The sequence below is a fragment of the uncultured Fluviicola sp. genome (genome assembly GCF_902168135.1).
In the GTDB taxonomy this organism is placed as follows: Bacteria; Bacteroidota; Bacteroidia; order Flavobacteriales_D; family Crocinitomicaceae; genus Fluviicola.
In genome coordinates this window covers 1-20,852 of sequence record NZ_CABHOL010000009.1, presented here as the reverse complement: position 1 = coordinate 20,852, position 20,852 = coordinate 1, and the positions used below count along the sequence as shown (strand labels likewise).

The window sequence follows — 20,852 nt, the reverse complement described above, 5'->3', positions numbered from 1 at the left end:
CTGTTTTTAATCAGGGATAGAATCTAACAAGTTACGTAATTTTTTCTCATCATTCGTGGTAATCGGAACTCCTTTGGTTTTTGCCCCGAATACAGAGAAATGAATGTATCTTTCAGGATGTTTTTCAAGGTCCTGAACCAGGTTCTGAAGGCTCTTATTGGTTTGCACCAATTCATTGTACAGCTTTTCGTCCTTCAGCAATTTACCAAGTGTACCGTTACCGGCTTCAATGGAAGCAAAAGTAGCATTCAGTTTTTCGATCGTAGCATTCGCATTCGTGATAACTTTCTTGAAATCCGCAGAAACCAGGTCGTCTGAAATCTTTTCAAAGTTACCCAGCATTTTTGTTACTTTCTCATTCGAAGCTTTCAGGTTTGCTGTAATGGACTCCACGTTGTTCATGATACGGCTCAGTTTCACTTTTTCAGTTGCTACCAACCCTTCTACATCATTTGCAATATTCCCGAATTTTTTAAAAGTAAATTTTAACTCCTCCAAAGATTCTCTGATTTCGGAAGTTGCCGTGGTATCCCAGAATCCTTTTAGTGAGGTGATGGTCTTATCCACATTCACTACCAAAGCAGAAACTTTTTGAAGCACCGGATTGGCATATGATTTCAACTGCCCGAACATATCCAACTGCACTCTTCCCTGGATATGGTCTTTCTCGGTGAAATATCCTTTCGAAAGATCATCTCCCATAAAAATGAGCAAGCCTTTATTCAATAAATCCACGGAACCTGTTTCAATAACAGATGATCTTGGAATTTTCAAATCATCATCCTGGATGGTAAATACCATTTTCACTTTCTTGGTGGAATCTCCCTGGGGATTGTAATCAACAGAAATGACTTTTCCGACGATAACGCCGTTTACATAAACTGAAGTAGATGCACTAAGACCTCCTGCATTCGGAAAATACGCCGTATACTTTTGGTCGCCCCCAAAAAATGAATAGCCTTTCAAAAAATTAATACCGGTGACAAGCAAACCAATTGCAGCAATAGCAATCAAACCTGCCTTAACTTCTTTTTTGATCTTCAAAACTTTTATTTTTCTGCTAATTTAATAGCTTTTTCCAAACTAATGCGCTCTCCATTTTGAAAAGCTACCACAAAAGCATTTGGAAATTCTTTTTGTCTCAATTCGTTCTTGTAGTTATTTGCCGCGGTGAAGTCTCCTGCGAATTCCCCCACCGTATACTTATATAATTTATCCTGCTGATATTCAAATACCTCATGTTTTTTAAAACGACTGGAATTAGCGGAAATTCTTGTCTCCGAGGTTTCAATCTGCACCCGGAATACAACCTTATCATTCAGGTCCTTTTTTTCAATAGGGGCTTTGTCTACAACTTCTTCCTGGTTCCCTCTTGTTTTATAATCTACTCCTTCCAGTCCGGCTTTGTATTTCTCAAATGCAGTAAACATAGCTCCAGCCATTTTCTTCTGTCCATCTTCATCTGCCAGGAACTTCTCCTCGTCTTTATTGGTCAGAAAACCGGTTTCAATCAATACACTTGGCATTGTTGTTTTGTATAGCACCAGGAATCCGGCCTGTTTCACTCCGCGGTTATAACGGCCAATGGCTTTAAACTCATCCTGTAATTTATCTGCAAAAATGATCGATTGGTCCAGGAAAACGGACAGCTGCAACTGACGAGCAATGATTGCGTCCGGTGACATGTCGAAATCCTTGTATTTTTCACCCTTATCAGCCTCCAGGTAGATCGTACTGTTTTCACGATCGGCAATTTTTGCCTGCGCATCCGTTTTGTGCAATCCCAAAACATAGGTTTCAGTTCCATAAGCGGATGGCGAAGCAGAATTGGCGTGGATACAAATAAAGAGATCAGCATTTGCTTTGTTGGCAATTTTAGCGCGATCATCCAATTCTACAAAAACATCTTTATCTCGGGTAAAAATGACTTTTATCTCAGGATAACTTTCTTTGATCTTCCGCCCTAATTCCAAAGCCATAGCCAGGCAGACATTTTTTTCATGAGCTGAAGAACCATGACAACCGGGATCTTTTCCTCCATGACCTGCATCAATCACAATGGTTTTGATCGTCCCTGGTTGTTTCAGGTGAATGCGCTGCTCCTTTTTTTGAAAGCCAAAAAGCAGAATAAACGGAATCGCCATTGCGATCCATCTAAGTGCTTTCAAACTGTTTTCTAATCGGTTCATATTGCGTTATATCGATTCCGGAATAAAGTTAATGCCCTTTTGCAAGCAATTTTGAGACCAAACGGAAACTTATCTATAATTAAATGTTGAAAAAACCGTTACAATCCGGAAAACGCAATTCTGGCCCGGCTTTTGCAAGACACGGACTTTTTAAACTGGAATTTAGAATCGAACAAAACCTTCGTGCTCTTTGTTTCTCTGCGGTGACAGATTTAAGAATAACTTTAATTAACCGCAAAGAAAAGAGATCGCAAAGGATTTTCGTAGCTTTGTGCCGTCGCTGTCCTTATTTTGCCCGATTGGCTCAGAGGTAAAAGCTTTGGCACAAGCGTTGCAAACCGTTAATACAAGCATTGAAAACAAAAAAAGGCGCTTTCCTTATTTTTTCTGCTGCAATCAGGACCGGATTCTGCTTGCTGGTTTGTGTTTTTTGCATGCCTGTATCTTTCGCTTTCGGTCAACAGGCTTTACCGGCAGACACCATTAAAAGGATACCTTCTGACACTAACAAAGTCCGCAAAGTCTACATCAACGACACAGATTTCAAATCCATCATCACCTATTCTGCCCGTGATTCTATTTATTCGGACTTAAAAAAGAAACAGGTCCATTTGTACGGTGAAGCCAAATTGAATTACGAAGGAATCGACATGTCGGCAGAATACTTATTAATTGACCTGAATAAAAACGAAGTACTTGCTACGTATGTGGAGGATTCCCTGGGAAGAAAAGTCGGGAAACCTTTATTCATAGACAACGGTGATACGCTGAAAGCCGCTTCTATCCGCTACAATTTTGAAACCGAAAAAGGATACATTCAGGAAGCAGCTATCAAACAGGATGAATATTATCTGATGATGGAAAAGGCGAAACGCCAGCCCAATGAGGATGTACATTTTGTTCATGGTAAATTCACTACCTGCAACCTGGAAGAACCGCATTACCATTTTGCGCTTTCGAAGGCCGTAATGGTACCGGATAAACGCATCGTTTCGGGGCCCATCAATTTATGGGTCATGGGAGTTCCTACCCCGCTCGGACTTCCTTTTGCGATGATCCCTTTGAAAAAGAAAAAAGAACGCCAAAGCGGCTTCATCATGCCGCAGTACTCACTTATTTCTGCTTATGGAATGGGATTCCTGGATTTGGGCTATTACATTCCCATTTCCGAACGTTTCCAAACCATTGCCTATGCTACCGGTTATACCCGCGGAAGTTTCGGTTTCAGAAATTACTCGGAATATGCTACCCGCTATAAATACAACGGGAATTTTGATCTCGGTTATACCCGTTTCAGATATGGCTACCCGGATTCAACAGTATTCAGCACCACAACTATCCGCTGGACACACAACCAGGACCCGAAACTAAATCCGAACTGGTCGTTTACGGCAAACGTAAACTACAACTCCAATTCGACCAATAAGCAGACCTTAAATACCCAGAACAATCCGCAGTATTTCAACAATACTCTGAACTCGGATATCCGATTGGGAAAACGTTTCGGGTCGCTTCCTATCTCTGCAGACCTGAAATTGAGCCTGAGACAAAACTCTGCTACGAAAATCATTGACCTTACCTCTCCTATTTTCAACTTCCAAACCACCAACCGGATCTTCCCGTTCAAAAAAGTCAATAAAGTCGTCGGGATCAGCTACGCCAATGAAATACAGAACAGGTCATCCTTCATGGATACTTATCTGAAAAACGGGGATTTCAATCGCATCGGGCAGAATTTCAGGAACGGGATCACCCAGAACTTCAATGTTCAGGCAACGTTCAGCATGTTGAAAAACACCGTTCGGATTACTCCTTCAGCTACTTATAAACAAGTTTACAACTTCCAGTCGATCGTAAAAACCGTTAGCGACACCAGCGATTATGCTGACGTGGTGAACATTGATACGATTGGCACCGGGGGATTCAGCCACTCGTTCAATTCAAGTGTTTCCCTGACAACCAACCTGTATTCCTACTATCGCTTCGTAGGAAAACGAAAAACGTTGCTTCGCCACGTAATGACTCCTACTATTTCATTCAACTATGCACCGGTCATCCAGCAGGGAATCCAAAGCTATACGGACACAATCAATGGTACGGCAACCGAAGTACGCTACAGCAAATTCGAACGAAGTTTGTATGCAGAAAACATCACACAATCTTCCGGAAGAGTGGTCTTTGGCCTGAACAACACTTTTGAACTGAAACAAAAAAGCGAAAAAGACACCGTAACCGGGTTCAGGAAAACGCGTTTGATCGACAACTTCTTTCTAAGCACTGATTACGATATTTTCAAAGATTCCATGAACTGGGGAGATTTGAACATGCGTATGGTCATTAACCCGAACGAATTTATCAATTTGACGATCACAGCCAATCACAGCTGGTACGGATGGAATGATACCACAGGTCTGATCAGGAAAGACTACGCCTTCAAAACCAAACAAGGAATCGGACGTATAAAATCTGCTCAATTCGCTACAACGCTTATCCTGACGACTAAAAAAAGCCGTGACCGTCTGCAAAATATCTCCAACCAGATGTCGAACGTTTGGAACCCGGAATACCAGCAGTGGATCTTAAATCCGAACCAAATGGTCTATTTTGAAATTCCTTGGAAACTGACCGTTGACCATATTTTATCGCTCAATTTAAACTCAGACACTTCCACTTACAGAAGCAAGCGCTACTTGCCAACCAATACGGTAACATTGAGCGGAGATGTAAACCTGACTCCAAACTGGAAAATCGGGGCGCGAATGATGTATGATATTGAACAGCGCGTAATTAGCAACTTCAATGTCAATTTATACCGGAATATCCATTGCTGGAATGTGGTATTTAACTGGACTCCGATCGGAACAAACAAGAGCTTTACAATAGGAATTAGAGGAAATGCTTCCATTTTGCAGAATGCAAACATCAATATCCGTAAACCACCTATTGTTCTTAACTAATTATTCAAAATTGGATCGGGTTTCTTTTTTCAACTAAAAAAAGTTTGTACTTTACCTCAAAAACAAACTACTTTGATTCCCTTACAAATTAACAAACAACCAAACCCTGCAAAAGGCGATTTATTGCTTTCGGAACCTTTCCTGATGGACAGTAACTTTTCACGTGTAGTAATTTTATTGTGTGAACACAACGACGAAGGGAGCTTCGGATTAATACTAAACAATACATTGGAAATTGAGATTACCTCTGTGGTGGCTGATTTTCCGGAAGCAAAAATACCGGTAGGTTTCGGTGGCCCTGTGGAGCGGAACCAACTGTTCTATATGCACCAAAACAAAACTATCAGCGGATGTGTTCAAATCGGAAGGAACTTATACCTGGGCGGAGATTATCCCGAAATCAAACAATTGATCTCCAATGACGAAATGACGCCCGAAAACCTGCGTTTCTTCATCGGATATACCGGCTGGGGTTCCGGACAGCTTCAAAATGAGATTGATGAACTAAGCTGGGTTGTTATGAAAGCTCCGGAAGACCTCAATATTTTCAATGCATTCGATGATGATCTCTGGCGGGACTTATTGGCCAGATTGGGCGGAAAATATAAATTAATGGCTGATTATCCTGTAAATCCGGCAGACAACTAGGAGGAAATATCTTATCTTTGATAAGATGTTCAAAACGTTCAAAAAAGTTTAAGGTTCAAAGGATTGTATCCACTTCGTGGAAACCGTTGGAACTATTTGAACTATTTAAGCCTTTAAACTTTTGAACTCTTGAACATTTGAACATTTAAAGATGAGTGCTCCCTTAGCAGAACGTATGCGTCCCAATGATTTGTCCGAATATATCGGACAGAGGCATTTATTGGAGGAAAACGGAGCCCTGAAGAAAGCCATTCAATCCAAAATCCTTCCTTCCATTATTTTTTGGGGACCACCGGGAGTTGGAAAAACAACTTTGGCTAATTTACTCGCAAAGCAGTTGAACAGGCCTTTCTATACACTTTCGGCTATTTCTTCAGGCGTAAAAGATGTGCGTGAAATTATCCAAAAAGCGGAAAGCCAGGGAATGTTCCAATCAAACGGTGCAGTTTTATTCATCGACGAGATTCACCGTTTTTCCAAATCACAGCAGGATTCCCTGCTCGGAGCAGTTGAAAAAGGAACCATTACGCTCATCGGTGCTACAACTGAAAATCCTTCCTTCGAGGTTATTTCGGCATTGCTTTCCCGCTGCCAGGTTTATACCCTGGAAGGCCATACACTGGAAGATTTACTGGAACTGATCAACCGGGCAATCAAGCAGGATATTATCCTGTCCAAACGAAAAATAGAACTCCGCGAATACAAATCATTGATCGCAGTTGCGGGTGGTGATGCACGAAAAATGCTGAATCTGCTGGAAATGGTCTTAAACACCTTTTCCCCCAATGAAACAGCCGTTATTACTGATGAACTGGTAAACCAGCTGGCACAGCAGCGCGTCCGCTATGACAAAGACGGTGAACAACATTACGATATTATTTCGGCCTTCATCAAATCCATTCGCGGAAGTGATCCGGATGCTGCCGTTTATTGGCTTGCACGCATGATTGAAGGCGGTGAAGATCCGAAATTCATTGCACGAAGACTGCTTATTTCTGCTTCGGAAGACATCGGGTTGGCGAATCCAACCGCATTGATCATGGCAAACAACACCTTCCAGGCAATCCAGGTAATCGGATGGCCGGAAGCACGGATCATTCTTTCCCAGTGTGCTATTTACCTGGCAACTTCACCGAAAGGAAATGCTGCCTACCTGGCTATTGATGAAGCCATTGCGGCTGTAAAACAAGATCCCAACGCTCCTGTACCGCTTCATTTGAGAAATGCTCCGACGAAATTGATGAAAGACCTCGGTTATGGTGCCGAATACCAATATGCGCATAATTTCCCGGGAAACTTTGTTTCACAGCAATACCTTCCCGACTCACTGAAAGACCGTACATTCTTCCACGCCGGAAGCAGTGCACGTGAGCAGGAAATCCACAAGCAGTTACAAACACTTTGGCCTAATAAATTCAAGAAATGAGTAAAGTCGCCTACTATTTGTTCGTACTTCCTCTTTCCAAACTTCCGCTTTGGATTACTTATCGCTTTTCCGATTTGTTCTTCCTTTTGCTAATCACTGTTTTCCCTTACCGAAAAAAGGTTATAGAGGGAAACATTGCCCGTTCTTTTCCGAACTTAACAAAGAAAGAACACTGCAAGATCAAACGTTCATTCTATCGTTATTTTGCGGATATGCTGCTGGAAGGAGTTAAAAACCTGGGAATCTCGGAAAAAGAACTAAGTAAGCGCTTCCGGATTAAAAACCCCGAACTCATGGAGCAGCTTTACGAGCAAAATCAAAGTGTTCTGTTGGTTTCTGCTCACTACATGAATTGGGAATGGATGATTACCGGTCAGGATCTGTTCTTCCCGCACCAGGCAATCGGGATCGGCATGCCTTTAACCAGCGGATATTGGGATAAGAAGATCAATACACTTCGTTCGCGTTTCGGAATGAAAGTCATTCATGCAAAAATTGTCAAAGAAACATTTAATTCGTACCTTCAGAAAGGAGTTCCGACGGCAACCCTGGTATTGAGTGATCAAAGTCCGGCAGATTCTACAAAATGCTACTGGATGACTTTCCTGCATCAAACAACCGGGATTCTTTTCGGGGCAGAACAATTGGCAAATACGTATGATCAAGCGGTTGTTTTTTACCTGCCCAAAAAGATCAAACGCGGATATTACGAAGTGGAATTGCAACTCCTGACGGATGAACCGAGAACGCTGCCCTGGGGGGAAATTACCGAAAGGCACGCAAAATTACTTGAAAAGCGTATTTTGGAAGAACCCGGACCATGGTTGTGGTCGCATAAACGATGGAAACGAACGGTTCCCGACAACATTCCGAAACTAAAAGAAGAACAGCGTGAAAAATTCAATTCTCTTTTTAGGACTCATTCTCCTAAGCCATAACGGAATCTCTCAAAAAGTCGGAGCTGCGGACACGCTTCGTTTTGCGGCAGATACTTCTTATTCACGCATTGTGGTCCGTTATAAAAAAGATTGGCTGCTTTTCGGAACGTCAAAAACCGGAGTCATTGCTTTCAATGAAAAAAACAAGAGCAGAAGAACGCTTGTTACACCGGTGAAAGGCGGCGAATTCAGAGACATCGCTATTCATGAGGATACTATATACGCTATTCTTTCCGGCGACAATGGAATTGTTTACAAAGGGAATTTAGAATCTTTTGCTCCGGTTTTCCGGGAAAACGGAATTTTCCTGGACGATATATCGATTTGGGAAAATGAGTTGGTTATATTAGGAGACCCGGTAGACGGAAATTTCTTTTTACGCAAGAAAGGTCCTGAATCACTTATTTTCAATGAGGTCGGACAAAAGATTGCAAGTGAACCCAACGAAGGGTGTTATGCAGCCAGCGGAACCTGCGCGCAATTTCTGAGTCCGGAAACATACTTTTTTGTTTCGGGCGGCGATACTTCTGCCAGATTCCATTACGTTGATCTTTGGTCAAAACGAACATTGTCCGTTAAACTTCCTATGAAAACCGGTGAAGGAGCAGGTCCTTTCTCCCTATTCTTTTGGGATCTGCTGCATGGTGTGGTAGTTGGCGGTGATTACCGGAAAAGTACGGAAGCAACTCAAAATGCATGTTATACTGCTGATGGAGGAAAAACATGGAAAGCTTCGGAAGTATTTCCCAACGGGTATCGCTCTTGTGTTACCGGAAACAAAAAGATCTTATTTTCCTGTGGAACAACAGGAATTGATTATTCCAAAGACGGGGGGGAAACCTGGTATTTTTTAATGAAAGGAAATTTTTGTGCACTTCTGCTGGAAAAGAAAACACTTTATGCAACGTCGAATAAAGGGTATTGTTTGAGACTCAAGGTTAAAAACAGTTCAAAAGGTTCAAAGAGTTCAACAATCGTTCAAAAGAAATAGTCTTTACTTGTAAACCGGATATTTCCTATTCCTGAGAATAGAATCATAATTAATAGAATCTTTCAGTTTTTGGAGTTTTTCTTCATCCATACCCCATTGCCCGTAATGTTCTCTGATCAAATATTCATGAAGAGCAATTTGATTTTCAATGTCGTTTGTATCAATCTCTAAGACTGGATTTTCATCAACCTGCTCCTGTTCAACTTCAGGTTCAACTTCTTGTTTATCCGTTGAATAGCTACAAGCAGAAAACAGGAAAATCATAACCATGGGAGGACTCAAAATTTTCATAAAGGAATTTAAGTTCAACCTATTTTTGGGAAGTTCAATTCGTAATTCGTAATTCGTAATTATTTAATCGTTGAAACAGCTGCCAACAGCTTCTCTTTGCTCTGTTTCCCAACCAATTTCTTCACCATCTTCCCTTCGCCATTGATAAACAGTAAAGTCGGATAAGCAGTAACCGTGTATGCTTTGGAAATCATTGGTCCGTCCGCATCTTCTTCCGCATCGATCTTTAAATTGATAAAGCGCTGATTGAATACATTCCCTACTTCTGAATCCGTAAAAGTAGTTTTGGCCATTTCTTTACACGGTCCGCACCAGCTGGTATGTACATCGATAAATATCAATTTCCCGGTAGCCTTGGCTTGTTTGATCGCTTTCTGAAAAGTAAGTTTTGAAAACTTGATCCCTGAGCCAGCCTGTATCGACCATTCAGGACTTGCAACAGATTTCTCCGTGGAGTTAAAGGAAAAAACGAAGAATGAGAGTCCCAGCAGGAACAAAGCAATAAATTTCATATGGGTGTTTTTTTGAGTCATTATCTTTGTCTAAATTTAGCAAATAAACTGTTCAAATGGTTCAAATGCAAAATCAGTTTAAAATCATGATTTTTTTCAATTGTTGAACATTTAAACTTTTGAACTTTCACAACAAGTATTGTTCCAACTATTCAAAAGAAGTATTTTTGATTGAACAGAAACATACCAGGATTTAATTTTTGCATTTTGCATTTATAATTTTGAATTCAAAAATGGCTTTTGAAGTAACCTATACAGATTGTTCTGCAGAGACTTATCAAGAGATCCAAAAGATCATTGCCTTATGGAAAGAGAAATCTCCGGAATATAAAGTGAAAACGAGTGGTTCCACCGGAGCGCCGAAATCCATCTCACTTAAAAGAGAACAATTGGAAGCTTCAGCCAGGCGCAGCAATGCCTTTTTCGGACTGAATGAAAGTTCACTTGTGCTGATGCCTTTATCTCCGCATACAATCGGAGGGAAAATGATGCTTATTCGTGCCCTTGTAGGAAATTACCCCATTCAGGTAGTTGAACCACGGGCTAATCCACTGGAAGAAATCGATCCGAAATCCCGTTTTTCTTTTATTTCCCTGGTTCCTTACCAGGTGAAAGTCATTTTGGAGGAAACTCCTGAAAAATTGAATCGATTTGATACCATTCTATTGGGCGGAATGGGCCTTTCAAGTGAGCTTGAACAGGTACTTGCCGAATTAAAGCCTGCGGTTTACATCGGATTCGGAATGACCGAAACTGTTTCCCACATTGCTTTGAGAACAATGAACAACCCGGTTTATGAAACATTGGATGGTGTGGAACTTACTATTTCTAATGACTCATTAGTTATTACCGATTCCAAATTGGGAATTGACCGCATGCAGACAAACGACCAGGTTGAACTGATTGACCCGAAGCATTTCAGATGGCTCGGAAGAGCAGACTTTGTTATTAATAGCGGCGGAATTAAAATCCACCCGGAAATCATTGAGCAGGTGATAGCCGAATATATCCATGTTCCGTTCATGATTGGAGGAATGCCGCATGAAACATTGGGAGAAGCATGTGTTTTAATCCTGGAAGAAGCACTTACCGAAGAAAAATTCAGGAAAATCCGTGAAATTATACGGGAGAAGTTTGGTAAATATGCAGCTCCCAAAGAACAGGTTATTTCCTCCATTCTCAAGACCGAAAACGGGAAGGTCCGCCGAAAAGAAACCCTAAACTCGCTCCTCAAATGACGCGTGCGGAATGCTTTCGTTTATTAAATCTTCCTGCCGATTCAACGGATGCGCAGATCAGGAAACAATATAAAAAGCTTGCACTTCGTTTACACCCGGACGTGAACCCGGACCCATTGGCACACGAGGTCTTCATTAAATTAGGGAAAGCAGTTGAAATTCTCCTGAACCCGGATTACAAAGAATCTGTCGCAGAAGAAAAGAGAACTTCCCGGAGAGCAGCAAACGAATCTGAAGAAGAACGCCTGGAACGTATGCGCATGGCCAAAATGCGCTATGAACAACAAAAAATGCAGCAGGCACGTGACAATAACCGTTATTTCGTCTCTCTTACAAGCGGCATGCGCTGGAGTATTTACAAATATATCATGCGGATATCCCTGGTACTTTCGCTGGCATTGTCGACCGAGTTTTTCCTGCCCATGCATTATGAGCACGATGTATTGCTGGGCTCTTCCAAATCACTGAACAATGGAATTATCAAAGGAAATATTACCGGTATCGAGTTACAAAACAGGGGGAAATACTACGTGCAGAACAACATTTACGCCTGGAAATATGCCTATCCGGAGGTTATCATTGAAACAACCTGGTTCCTGCACACTCCTGTAAAAATGATCACTTCGGATGATTTTACACGTTACCGCACACCGTTTGATTTCCATATCAGGAGTATCCGTTTCGGGCTGATCATTTTGTTCCTTGTTCCGCTTTACCCCTATTTAATACGCCGAAAAACACTTTCGTTTGTATTCCTCTACCACCTTTCCTTTTGGGGTGTAGGTACGATTGCAACCTATATTTTGCTTACACAGGGCAGGATCTGGCACTTATTGACTTTGGGATTCTTGTAAGATCTTCCATTCTTTTAAAGCAAAGAGGCGAATGTACAAATGGAAACATCTAATCTTTGCGTTCTCAGAATCTTTGCGGTGAAATAAAACCTTGTTATCTTAAGAACGATTTTTCTTCAGGCGGTCCATTTCGCGTTTATCGTCTTTTTCTTTCAGATCGTGACGCTTATCGTGGAGTTTTTTACCCACACCGGTGGCTAATTCCAATTTCAGCCAGCCTTTTTCCGAAAGGAATAGTTTCAGAGGAACGATGGTATTTCCCTTTGTCTTCACCCATTTTTCCAGCTTTTTGATCTCTTTTTTGTTCAGAAGTAATTTACGGTCGGAGCGAACAGAATGGTTGTAGAATGAAGCATTCTCATACGGAGAAACGTGCATATTACGAATAAAGACCTGTCCGTTATCTACAATACAATACGCCTCCAGGATACTTGCCTTTCCGTTTCGGATACTTTTGATCTCCGTACCGGACAACACCATTCCTGCAGTAAAGAATTCATCCAACTGATACTCAAAGCGTGCGCGCTTGTTCTTAATATTTACTTCGTTCTTAGACATGTTTTAATTCCGGAGACTGACTTTGCCCCCATTCTTTTATACCAAGGTAAAAATAATAAATCGTTACCAACATCAGGATATGGCTCAGATCATCTTTATTCAGCCATTCGTGCACATTGATCTTCAAAATAAAGATAAATGCCGAAGGAGTCAGGATACAGACACCAATGATGAATTTTTTCAAAAACTGGGCTTCCGGGTGCCTTCTTTGTAAAATATAAGCATACACACCGGTATAACTGATGTAAGTAATAATGGCATCAATTGCTGTGAAAATGAATTTTTGGGTCAAAATAGAAACCACACACAGGGCAATACTCTTTATCCAGATCAAAGCAAAAGCATAATCTTTCGGAGTGGAAATTCCTTTAAAACGCAACATTCCGACCGCAGCAAAACCATTAGCCAAACATCCGAAAATCCAGCTTGGGTACTTTCCGAAAAATCCCCAGTAGTTAAAGAACAAGTGTCCCAACCCGCCAAAAAAGGTAGAAAGTCCGAATGTAAGGTAAAAAAGGCGCCAGTAAAAATTTGCTTCGTTCTTATACTTCCCCAGTTTATTGAACGCAAATAGGCAGAATCCTGCTATAATCCAATTCAATATCAGGGCCATCGGTTCCAAAAGGTGTAATCCTAAAAAATCAAATGCTATCTTATCCACCCCGCGAAAATACTGCTTCAAGCCAGAAAACACAAGTACTTCGTTCGAATGAGTTCTTAATTTGACCGATATTCATCGGCTGTAAACATGAAAACAAGCTAAAATCCGTACTTTTGAAGCGATGAATATTCCATCGAAATATGTTGAAGAAGCAGTAGAGCAATTTAGCTCTTTACCCGGAATTGGTAAGCGTACTGCTTTGCGCCTGGTATTGAATTTATTGAAACGCGATCCGGAAGAACTCGAGCGTTTCGGAGATATTCTGCAGCAATTAAAATCCCATGTACAAAGTTGTTCTTCCTGCGGTAACATTTCAGATACTCCGGTTTGCTCCATTTGTTCGAATGAAAAACGCAATCACCGCCTGATTTGTGTAGTGGAAGATATCCGCGATGTGATGGCTATTGAAAGCACAGGGACCTACCAGGGGATTTATCACGTATTGGGCGGAATTATTTCTCCCATGGATGGAATCGGACCGAATGACCTGTTTATTCAGCCCTTGGTTGATAAGTGTACTGCCGGACAAGCGGACGAAATCATTTTGGCTTTAAGTCCGACCATGGAAGGAGACACGACGAATTTCTTCCTGTACAAAAAACTGCACGCCACCAATGTACAGATAACAGCCCTTTCACGAGGTATTGCAGTTGGTTCTGAGATCCAGTACGCAGACGAGATTACACTTTCGCGGTCGATACAGCAGCGCATCCCTTTTCAATCTTAATCAGAATGAAAGCCAAGAATGAGCATGAAGAAAGATTCTAATTCTTCTGTTCATATTCTTCCTTTTCCGCTGAAAATCTTTTCCTCATTCTGTTTCTGTTTCTCACTCTGTTTTGTATATTAGACTTCAAACTAAGAACTATGTTAAAGGAATTCAAGGCATTTATCATGCGCGGAAATGTGGTTGACCTGGCAGTAGCCGTCATCCTGGGAGCCGCTTTCGGAGCAATTATTAACTCGCTGGTTACCGATATTATTACTCCAGCTCTATTAAATCCGGCATTAAAAGCTGCACATGTAGACAATATTGCGGAGTTAAAAGCTTTCGGAACTACAGTAGTAAAAGACGGAAAAGAAGTAGTAGAAGGAGGTATTCTGTATGGTGCATTCCTGGCAAAAGTTATCAATTTCCTTGTAATTGCATTTTGTTTATTCTTAATAATTAAATTGATGAATAAAGCTGCCAATTTCCGCAAGAAAAAAGAGGAAGAAACACCTGCTCCGGCACCAGAACCTTCCAATGAAGAAAAGCTATTAATGGAAATCCGCGACCTGTTAAAGAACAAGCAATAATTAGTCTTTAAAATCTTTGACAGAAACCAATGAATAATTGGTGACACAGAATTATCGTTCAAAGTTTTGTGGGTTTGAAAATTTATATATCTTCGTTCGAAACAAAAGCCTCATTTGGGGCGCAAAAGAGAATATTTAAATACCGATGACAAGTATTTTTGTGGCAAAACTTGATTTCAACGCAACAGAAGATCAGTTGAAGTCCCTTTTTGAAGAATACGGAAGAGTAAACCGTATTACCATTGCAAAAGACCGCGAAACAGGCAAGCCAAGAGGTTTTGCTTTTGTTGAAATGGCGGATGAATCAGAAGCAGATCAGGCAATCCAGGCATTAGATAATTATGTCATTAACGGACGAAATATCGCTGTTAAGAAAGCGGATGACCGTGCTTCGGGAGGAAAACCGTCTGGTGGTGACAACCGTTCCGGGGACAGACCTTCTTTCAAAAGTGATCGTCCAAGAGAAGACCGCAGTAATACGAATGAATACAAGTCGGATTACAAAAAACCGGAAGAGCGTACAAGTAAACCTGCTTTTACCAGTCCGGATGACATTATTCCGGCGAAAGTTGAGCGCAAAAAGGAGAAAGATGCAAAAGGCTTAGGCGGAAGTGTTAGTAAAGATGCTCCGAAGAAACCAAAAATGGAAGCTTACCGCAAAAGTGGTAAAGACAATCAATTTTTGGATGACGATGATCTTTCAGACGAAGAATTGGATTTATTCGGCAGAAACGAAGAAGAAGAAATTGAAGAAGACTACCGTAAATACCTGGTAAACAGTGACGATGATTCGGATGAAGACTACGACGATGAAGACGAGTATGACGACGAAGATTACGATGATGAGGATTACGATGATGAAGACGAAGATTATAAAAGAAAATAACTCCTAAAAAAAACGCCTGGTTAGCCAGGCGTTTTTTTGTATTCAAGTTTTAGAGTTACCGGGTTTTCACCAAAACGCAGCTTTTCTTTACGAAACCTTTCAGTACGATTACTTTTTCACTATCCGGTGCACCGAACGAACTTGTTCTTTATCGGTTATTTCCAGCAGGTACATTCCGCTTGCCAGATTTAACTCTATTTCCGTTTTGCTTCCCGGATAAAGCTGCTGTGAGCCCAACAATTGTCCGTTGATATTCTTCAAATGGAAATACAGGTTATCATCACTTCCTTCGTAAACCAGGGTAATATTTCCTCCGGTGGGATTCGGATAAAGGATTATTTCATCGCGAAGTTCATTATCAGCTATTCCAAGTTCCGAATCCTGGCTTAATTTGGTTACAAATAAGTTGTAACCGGAAGCTGGTCCCGTAAGGTTGAAAATTAAAAGTGAAGGATCAAAATCAGCCGTTTGACTGAAATAACCAGCGGCCAAAATGGCGTTATCCGAATCAATTGTCACATCACAAGCCCAAACCTGGTCAGTCCCGCTTAGCAATCCTGCCCATAAAAAGTTGCCTGAAGAATCGAGTTTACGAATATATGCATCTGAATTTCCAGCTGAAAGCTGAAAAACACCTGGTCCCGGATCATAATCATTTGTTCCGAAACACGAACCGATCGTATATACATTATCGTTGCTATCTACTGCAATAGATACGCCGTCCGTGCCTCCCAATTCTTTTTCCCACAACAATTGCCCGGATGCATCCAGTTTATGGATCAGTGGTGTATATCCCGGAGGCGCCGATCCACTTGAATATACATTTCCCTGATCGTCGACAGCTAAAGCATTTCCTTCACCCGGGCCCATTATTTCGGCCCATAAAAAGTTTCCCTGTGCATCCAGTTTACTGAGGTAAGCCTCCGTCTGACCGGAAACTGACGGTTCCAGGGAAAAATTAGCCATACCAGGATCGAAATCAATTGATCCGCCTATGGTGCCCGTAGAATAAACTTCTCCGAGTGTATTGACAGCTATATCATACCCTACTCCTCCGAAATGAGGCTGATTTCCATGGAATTGTTTGGCCCATACCAAGGCTCCGTTCGTACTTAATTTGCATACGAAGATGTCAGAGGAATTTGTCTGAGATATCATTTCGAACTCCACATTCGGATCCGGATCAAAGTCGATGGTCCCGTCAAAATAACCGGTTAAGTATTGATTTCCTACCTCATCCACCGCTATTGCTGAAGCGTGGGCCGGTGTAGGAAAAAAGTGATTGAATGGTCCTCCAATTTGTTTGGCCCAGACAAAACTACCACTATCGTCCAGTTTCAGAATAAAGATATCCCGGTCCATTGCATGGGATGTCACAGAAAAACTTCCCGGTCCCGGATCAAAATCCATGGATCCCAGGAATGATCCGGTGATATACAAGTTTCCCTGAGAATCTATTCCCAGCTTACTTATTTCATCTACAAAAGCACTGTCACCGAACTGTTTGGCCCAGATAAAATTTCCGTTGGAATCAAGTTTAGAGATAAAGGCATCTCTAGCCCCCACGGAAGTCATTTGAAAAACTCCGGTTCCGGGATCAAGATCAACAGTTCCTTCAAAACTACCTAAGAGGTAAACCTCGTTCATGGTATTCGTTTGGACTGCACTTACCCTATCCCATCCGGATTCCCCGTTTTGCTTAGCCCATTGGAAAGCTTGCCCGAAGGAAACAGGTACAAACAGCAGGATAAAGAAAGTTCCCGAAAGAAAAAAACGATTAGAAATCAGTGACATGTGTTAGTATTTTAAGCGTGTTTTGATACTTAACGAACAGTTATTGATTTTAGTATCTGTTAAATGACTCCGGAATCCGGTAACTCAATCTTTTGCAAATTCAGTACTTGATTATTCCCTGATCAGTCTTCTTACAAACTCTCCTGAATCGGTGTGTATTTTCAACAGATAAACCCCACTCCTTTTCAAATCTATTCCCGTTTTGGAATCATTGATCCGTTCCACCAGGCTTCCATCCGCATCATATAATTCCAGGTATAGAATGTCTAAATCCGATTGGATCTGTATGCTTCCGGTAGTAGGATTCGGGAAAATAGCCAGACGATTTAAAGTGTTGTCTTCCAACGATAACGCTATATTGCAATTTGTACAGGACTGATTTCCTGTTTCCTCGTAACACATCGTATAGCCGAAATTGGTCGCGAATTTTACCGGGATCAATCCATGCTGCGAACCAATTCCTTCAATAATAAAATATCCCGACGGACTGCTGTATCTTTTGTGGTATGCGCCGCAATACAGAACCGAATCTATTTGGGAAACGGGTTCCTTATCCGTGGAAATAAAATGTGTTGCAATACTGTCACCAATATTCAAATCAAAATCATAAAGTAAATCTCCCGTTCCCTGGTAACTGGAATCATACCCTTTAGACACGAAATATACTTTCTTATTGGGCACATCATTCCGGATAGCGCCATAGTATCCTGAAATCGGAGTTAACGGTACAACTTGAGAGGATGTATTTCCTGCATACATTAATTTTTTAAATGCAACCGCATTAATGATCGTATCTCCGTCACAGTAAAACTTAACGGAATCTGAGGCATAGTAATTTACAGGAGTTCCACCTCCAAACATCCCGCCTTTTGTAGAATAAAAGCAGTACCATATTCCCGAATTAAGATCAAAAGGCTGATATTGCTGCGCTTTCAGGCACTGAGCCGTTGAAAAGATCAGAAAAATGACTAAAAGTTTTTTCATCTTTGCTTTGTTTTATAAAACCGCTGACAGCAATCCAATTGGCCTGACTTAGGTTTTGTTACGCGGATACTTCAATATTAAGGAAAAAGATCAAAGAATTAAAATTTTTCCGGAGAAAGACACCCTCCCAAAACTATCGTTTCCGAAAACTTCAAGCCGTTTTTCATTCATCCATCCGGGGCCATTTCCAGGCGTAACGGATAATCAGACCAAGAAGAATAACTTCTAAAACAGCCCCAAGCACCATGTGAATCCAGGCTTCTCCCGCCAGGTTAAACAGCATATAAGGAATGTGGATTAACGCAACGATGATGTTTGTAAGCCGATTTATTTTAGCCGGCAATGCAAGCGAAAGAAAAATCATTAATACAGGTATGGCAGCTGCAGCGAGCACGATCAAAAGAAATGTTTGACTAACCTTAAACGTAAACACTTTACCGGCTAGCATGTCTTCCAAAGTTCCGGGCATGAATAAGTGGAAATAATCGACGTAGATGTAGAGAAACATGAAACTGACCCATAATGCAGCAAGCTTCAGTCTGACACTGACTTTAAATTCTTCAAGTGGTTTCTGTGTTGTTTTTTGTGTATTCATAAATTATCAAATGGATACCACAAAAGTAGGCGGGTGAAACGCTGCAACTCGTTCACTTAAGTTAAGAAAGAAGCTTATTCCTTACTTTTTTCGATAATTCTTGCTCTTAGACGGCTTAATGATTGAGGTTTGATTCCTAAATAGCTCGCCAATTGGTGCTGCGGCACACGCTGAATAAGATCGGACCGGGACTGCAATAAATTCAAATAACGCTGTTCGGGAGAAGAGGTTTTAAACGCATCGAAATCGATTTGTTGTTTCCCCAAACGTTCTTCGGATAGTATTTTGCAAAGGGTGTCGAACTTTGGAAACTTACCGTTGACTTCACTTTCCATATCCGCATTCGAAACGATGAGTATGCAGTCTTCCGTACAGCTTACATAATATTCAGAAGGCATTTGGCTTGCAACGCAATGAGGCGTCAAACCTTCCATTTCGGTGTAAAAAGCAGTTGTTTTTTCTTCTCCCTCGAGGACATAATATTTCCGGATACATCCTTTCAGAACAAAATAGCTTTCTTTCGTAATTTGTCCTTCCCGGAGTAAAACAGTGCCTTTCTTTACCGAACGAAAGATATCCAGGGAAACGATTGCGTTCTTCTCCGCTTCTGTCAGAGGAACATATTTCGTTAAAAAGTCAAATAGTATCTGCTGCATAGCCATTTTAGTACTCCAATACTACCAAAAAAATGTGAGATACCGTATTTTCAGGGAAATTCGATCTTCGAACTGTGATTTCGCTCCCGATAGCTATTGGGAGAGTATTAAGGGACAAAAGCAAAAAAGCATCCAACTACCGCTGAATGCTTTTTTCTTTTTGTATAATTCTATCCATTGCGGCTAAACCCCTAATAACCATCTTACATCAAACATATCCGTTATCTCAATTAGTTTTTGGTCATCATCATTCCTATTAAAAGGACTCTTTTTGTTAGCTTCCAGTTTTTCTATAAGCACTTTCCTATCATTGCTGGTTTTGCAGTATAGAAAAATAGACATATAATTCCCAATTTTTCTTCCTTCTTCGTGTACCAGGTCCGAGCCATGAATAATTATTCTGTCGGAAACCAGGGATCCACTTACGACAGGTGTTTCTGTGTAAACCTGTAATAATTCTTTCCCAAAAGTTTCAAATTGCAAGGTACCACCAAAGCAGGATTGGTAAAATCTGAGTGCTTTTATACAATTCCCGGAAAATGTGATAAAAATCGCACTGGTTACCTTATTAGTAAGCTCATCCATACGCCTACACTCATCAATTAACGGATAGCCTGCTTTGGCTGTAATTCTGAATTTTATGGTTGTAGACATAGGAAACTGCCAGAATGCCCAAAACCACAAGTGGCATTAACATAAACCCCATATTTTGGTCAACACAGGCGTGACTGATGAATGCAAAGATTAAATTAAAGGTTAGTCCTGCATAGGCCCATTCCTTTAGCTTCTCCGGAGTTTTAGAATAAGAAATAGCCAACACTCCAAGTACTTTACAAATAATAAGGGTGTAGGCGAAATAATCGGGATAGCCCAGAGGTTTTGTGCCCGCATTTACATACTCGGGCGCAAAGATCACGGTGCTAAGCGGCATGACACCTTCCCAAAGGATAAGGATGGCGGTTGCCACCCAAAAAATAATTTTAAACTTTTTCATCTTATTAAATTTTATTGGTTTGATTCAACATATTTTACAAAGTTGTCCAGGATCGCTTGCCATCCTTGTTTCTGAAATTCAGGGTCATTTTCTGTTTCAGGATCAAATATGGTCGCTATTTTGGTTTCCCCGTTTTGCTCTGTAAACAAAGTCGTAGCCTTTCTTCCGTCACTCATTGTGTATGTAATTTCCCGATGCAGCTCCACCTGGTCATAAGTGCCTTCAAAGTCAAAACCGAAACTCCCGTCTTTGGCTTCCATTCGATGTTTGAATTTACCACCTGTTCTCAGGTCGTTTTCACTACTTGGAGTCTGTCTCTTATACACATCTCCGAGCCCACGAGACCGTACTAGATCTCGTATGCCGTCTTCTGCTTGAAAA

Annotated in this window: 22 protein-coding genes; 10 read left to right on the top strand and 12 right to left on the bottom strand. The window is 41.2% G+C overall.

Annotated features, from left to right (window positions below):
- Positions 1-6: 6 nt before the first annotated feature.
- Positions 7-1,044 carry an MlaD family protein gene (locus QZT69_RS01600; RefSeq protein WP_294669891.1) on the bottom strand — a complete coding sequence of 346 codons (1,038 nt, stop codon included), beginning with the start codon at positions 1,042-1,044 and terminating at the stop codon, positions 7-9.
- 5 nt (positions 1,045-1,049) lie between these two features.
- Positions 1,050-2,189: an N-acetylmuramoyl-L-alanine amidase gene (locus tag QZT69_RS01595; RefSeq protein WP_294669889.1), complete on the bottom strand. Its 1,140-nt coding sequence runs from the start codon at positions 2,187-2,189 to the stop codon at positions 1,050-1,052.
- A 353-nt stretch (positions 2,190-2,542) separates the two neighbouring features.
- Between QZT69_RS01595 and QZT69_RS01590 the strand changes: the two genes are divergently transcribed.
- The 5 genes from QZT69_RS01590 (at position 2,543) to QZT69_RS01570 (ending at position 9,149) form a co-directional block, all read left to right on the top strand.
- Entirely contained in the window at positions 2,543-5,146 is a 2,604-nt protein-coding gene (locus QZT69_RS01590; RefSeq protein ID WP_294669887.1) for a putative LPS assembly protein LptD, read from the top strand.
- Positions 5,147-5,218: 72 nt separating this feature from the next.
- Positions 5,219-5,794: a YqgE/AlgH family protein gene (locus QZT69_RS01585; RefSeq protein ID WP_294669885.1), complete on the top strand. Its 576-nt coding sequence runs from the start codon at positions 5,219-5,221 to the stop codon at positions 5,792-5,794.
- A gap of 151 nt (positions 5,795-5,945) precedes the next feature.
- Positions 5,946-7,220: a replication-associated recombination protein A gene (locus tag QZT69_RS01580; protein WP_294669883.1), complete on the top strand. Its 1,275-nt coding sequence runs from the start codon at positions 5,946-5,948 to the stop codon at positions 7,218-7,220.
- Positions 7,217-8,158: a lysophospholipid acyltransferase family protein gene (locus tag QZT69_RS01575; protein ID WP_294669881.1), complete on the top strand. Its 942-nt coding sequence runs from the start codon at positions 7,217-7,219 to the stop codon at positions 8,156-8,158. Before QZT69_RS01580 ends, QZT69_RS01575 begins: the two co-directional genes overlap by 4 nt.
- The gene (locus QZT69_RS01570) at positions 8,112-9,149 is read left to right on the top strand and encodes a sialidase family protein (RefSeq protein WP_294669879.1); all 1,038 of its coding nucleotides are present in this window, start codon (positions 8,112-8,114) and stop codon (positions 9,147-9,149) included. The genes QZT69_RS01575 and QZT69_RS01570 overlap by 47 nt, the downstream gene beginning before the upstream one ends.
- A gap of 3 nt (positions 9,150-9,152) precedes the next feature.
- Here QZT69_RS01570 and QZT69_RS01565 read toward each other — a convergent pair whose 3' ends face one another.
- Together QZT69_RS01565 and QZT69_RS01560 are read right to left on the bottom strand one after the other, a co-directional pair.
- Entirely contained in the window at positions 9,153-9,440 is a 288-nt protein-coding gene (locus tag QZT69_RS01565; protein ID WP_294669878.1) for a hypothetical protein, read from the bottom strand.
- A gap of 59 nt (positions 9,441-9,499) precedes the next feature.
- Positions 9,500-9,952 carry a DUF255 domain-containing protein gene (locus QZT69_RS01560; protein WP_294669876.1) on the bottom strand — a complete coding sequence of 151 codons (453 nt, stop codon included), beginning with the start codon at positions 9,950-9,952 and terminating at the stop codon, positions 9,500-9,502.
- Between the two features lie 233 nt (positions 9,953-10,185).
- Here QZT69_RS01560 and QZT69_RS01555 point away from each other — a divergent pair, with 233 nt between their 5' ends.
- On the top strand, positions 10,186-11,190 hold the full coding sequence (locus QZT69_RS01555; RefSeq protein WP_294669874.1) for an AMP-binding protein: 1,005 nt from the start codon (positions 10,186-10,188) through the stop codon (positions 11,188-11,190).
- On the top strand, positions 11,187-12,044 hold the full coding sequence (locus QZT69_RS01550) for a J domain-containing protein (RefSeq protein ID WP_294669872.1): 858 nt from the start codon (positions 11,187-11,189) through the stop codon (positions 12,042-12,044). The genes QZT69_RS01555 and QZT69_RS01550 overlap by 4 nt, the downstream gene beginning before the upstream one ends.
- Before the next feature lie 99 nt (positions 12,045-12,143).
- On the opposite strand, the gene smpB is transcribed toward QZT69_RS01550, so the two are convergent.
- Both smpB and QZT69_RS01540 read right to left on the bottom strand, forming a co-directional pair.
- Complete coding sequence (gene smpB / locus QZT69_RS01545; RefSeq protein ID WP_294669870.1) at positions 12,144-12,602, bottom strand: SsrA-binding protein SmpB; 459 nt, start codon at positions 12,600-12,602, stop codon at positions 12,144-12,146.
- Positions 12,595-13,263 (bottom strand): hypothetical protein, encoded by a 669-nt coding sequence (locus QZT69_RS01540; protein ID WP_294669868.1) that lies wholly within the window; start codon positions 13,261-13,263, stop codon positions 12,595-12,597. The genes smpB and QZT69_RS01540 overlap by 8 nt, the downstream gene beginning before the upstream one ends.
- A 121-nt stretch (positions 13,264-13,384) precedes the next feature.
- Between QZT69_RS01540 and recR the strand changes: the two genes are divergently transcribed.
- The 3 genes from recR (at position 13,385) to QZT69_RS01525 (ending at position 15,448) form a co-directional block, all read left to right on the top strand.
- On the top strand, positions 13,385-13,990 hold the full coding sequence (recR, locus tag QZT69_RS01535; RefSeq protein WP_294669866.1) for a recombination mediator RecR: 606 nt from the start codon (positions 13,385-13,387) through the stop codon (positions 13,988-13,990).
- Positions 13,991-14,130: 140 nt separating this feature from the next.
- On the top strand, positions 14,131-14,562 hold the full coding sequence (mscL, locus tag QZT69_RS01530) for a large conductance mechanosensitive channel protein MscL (RefSeq protein WP_294669864.1): 432 nt from the start codon (positions 14,131-14,133) through the stop codon (positions 14,560-14,562).
- A gap of 145 nt (positions 14,563-14,707) precedes the next feature.
- The gene (locus tag QZT69_RS01525) at positions 14,708-15,448 is read left to right on the top strand and encodes an RNA-binding protein (RefSeq protein ID WP_294669862.1); all 741 of its coding nucleotides are present in this window, start codon (positions 14,708-14,710) and stop codon (positions 15,446-15,448) included.
- A gap of 108 nt (positions 15,449-15,556) precedes the next feature.
- On the opposite strand, the gene QZT69_RS01520 is transcribed toward QZT69_RS01525, so the two are convergent.
- The 6 genes from QZT69_RS01520 to QZT69_RS01495 form a co-directional block, all read right to left on the bottom strand.
- The gene (locus QZT69_RS01520) at positions 15,557-17,242 is read right to left on the bottom strand and encodes an SBBP repeat-containing protein (RefSeq protein WP_294669860.1); all 1,686 of its coding nucleotides are present in this window, start codon (positions 17,240-17,242) and stop codon (positions 15,557-15,559) included.
- Between the two features lie 111 nt (positions 17,243-17,353).
- Complete coding sequence (locus QZT69_RS01515; protein ID WP_294669858.1) at positions 17,354-18,226, bottom strand: T9SS type A sorting domain-containing protein; 873 nt, start codon at positions 18,224-18,226, stop codon at positions 17,354-17,356.
- Between the two features lie 163 nt (positions 18,227-18,389).
- Entirely contained in the window at positions 18,390-18,821 is a 432-nt protein-coding gene (locus QZT69_RS01510) for a DUF6326 family protein (RefSeq protein ID WP_294669856.1), read from the bottom strand.
- Positions 18,822-18,895: 74 nt separating this feature from the next.
- A complete protein-coding gene (locus QZT69_RS01505; RefSeq protein ID WP_294669854.1) occupies positions 18,896-19,477 on the bottom strand; it encodes a cyclic nucleotide-binding domain-containing protein in 582 nt (193 codons plus the stop codon).
- Positions 19,478-19,660: 183 nt separating this feature from the next.
- Positions 19,661-20,131: a hypothetical protein gene (locus tag QZT69_RS01500; RefSeq protein WP_294669852.1), complete on the bottom strand. Its 471-nt coding sequence runs from the start codon at positions 20,129-20,131 to the stop codon at positions 19,661-19,663.
- Positions 20,076-20,471, bottom strand: a complete 396-nt coding sequence (locus QZT69_RS01495) for a DoxX family protein (RefSeq protein WP_294669849.1) — start codon at positions 20,469-20,471, stop codon at positions 20,076-20,078. Before QZT69_RS01495 ends, QZT69_RS01500 begins: the two co-directional genes overlap by 56 nt.
- Positions 20,472-20,852 lie beyond the last annotated feature (381 nt).

Excerpts from the sequence above, each read along its gene's own strand:
- QZT69_RS01580 (WP_294669883.1), top strand. The coding sequence starts at position 5,946 with ATGAGTGCTCCCTTAGCAGAACGTATGCGTCCCAATGATTTGTCCGAA.
- QZT69_RS01495 (WP_294669849.1), bottom strand. The coding sequence starts at position 20,471 with ATGAAAAAGTTTAAAATTATTTTTTGGGTGGCAACCGCCATCCTTATC.
- QZT69_RS01550 (WP_294669872.1), top strand. The coding sequence starts at position 11,187 with ATGACGCGTGCGGAATGCTTTCGTTTATTAAATCTTCCTGCCGATTCA.
- QZT69_RS01525 (WP_294669862.1), top strand. The coding sequence starts at position 14,708 with ATGACAAGTATTTTTGTGGCAAAACTTGATTTCAACGCAACAGAAGAT.
- QZT69_RS01555 (WP_294669874.1), top strand. The coding sequence starts at position 10,186 with ATGGCTTTTGAAGTAACCTATACAGATTGTTCTGCAGAGACTTATCAA.
- QZT69_RS01560 (WP_294669876.1), bottom strand. The coding sequence starts at position 9,952 with ATGAAATTTATTGCTTTGTTCCTGCTGGGACTCTCATTCTTCGTTTTT.
- QZT69_RS01565 (WP_294669878.1), bottom strand. The coding sequence starts at position 9,440 with ATGAAAATTTTGAGTCCTCCCATGGTTATGATTTTCCTGTTTTCTGCT.
- QZT69_RS01575 (WP_294669881.1), top strand. The coding sequence starts at position 7,217 with ATGAGTAAAGTCGCCTACTATTTGTTCGTACTTCCTCTTTCCAAACTT.
- QZT69_RS01510 (WP_294669856.1), bottom strand. The coding sequence starts at position 18,821 with ATGAATACACAAAAAACAACACAGAAACCACTTGAAGAATTTAAAGTC.
- QZT69_RS01595 (WP_294669889.1), bottom strand. The coding sequence starts at position 2,189 with ATGAACCGATTAGAAAACAGTTTGAAAGCACTTAGATGGATCGCAATG.
- mscL (WP_294669864.1), top strand. The coding sequence starts at position 14,131 with ATGTTAAAGGAATTCAAGGCATTTATCATGCGCGGAAATGTGGTTGAC.
- QZT69_RS01520 (WP_294669860.1), bottom strand. The coding sequence starts at position 17,242 with ATGTCACTGATTTCTAATCGTTTTTTTCTTTCGGGAACTTTCTTTATC.
- QZT69_RS01515 (WP_294669858.1), bottom strand. The coding sequence starts at position 18,226 with ATGAAAAAACTTTTAGTCATTTTTCTGATCTTTTCAACGGCTCAGTGC.
- recR (WP_294669866.1), top strand. The coding sequence starts at position 13,385 with ATGAATATTCCATCGAAATATGTTGAAGAAGCAGTAGAGCAATTTAGC.
- smpB (WP_294669870.1), bottom strand. The coding sequence starts at position 12,602 with ATGTCTAAGAACGAAGTAAATATTAAGAACAAGCGCGCACGCTTTGAG.
- QZT69_RS01500 (WP_294669852.1), bottom strand. The coding sequence starts at position 20,131 with ATGTCTACAACCATAAAATTCAGAATTACAGCCAAAGCAGGCTATCCG.
- QZT69_RS01505 (WP_294669854.1), bottom strand. The coding sequence starts at position 19,477 with ATGCAGCAGATACTATTTGACTTTTTAACGAAATATGTTCCTCTGACA.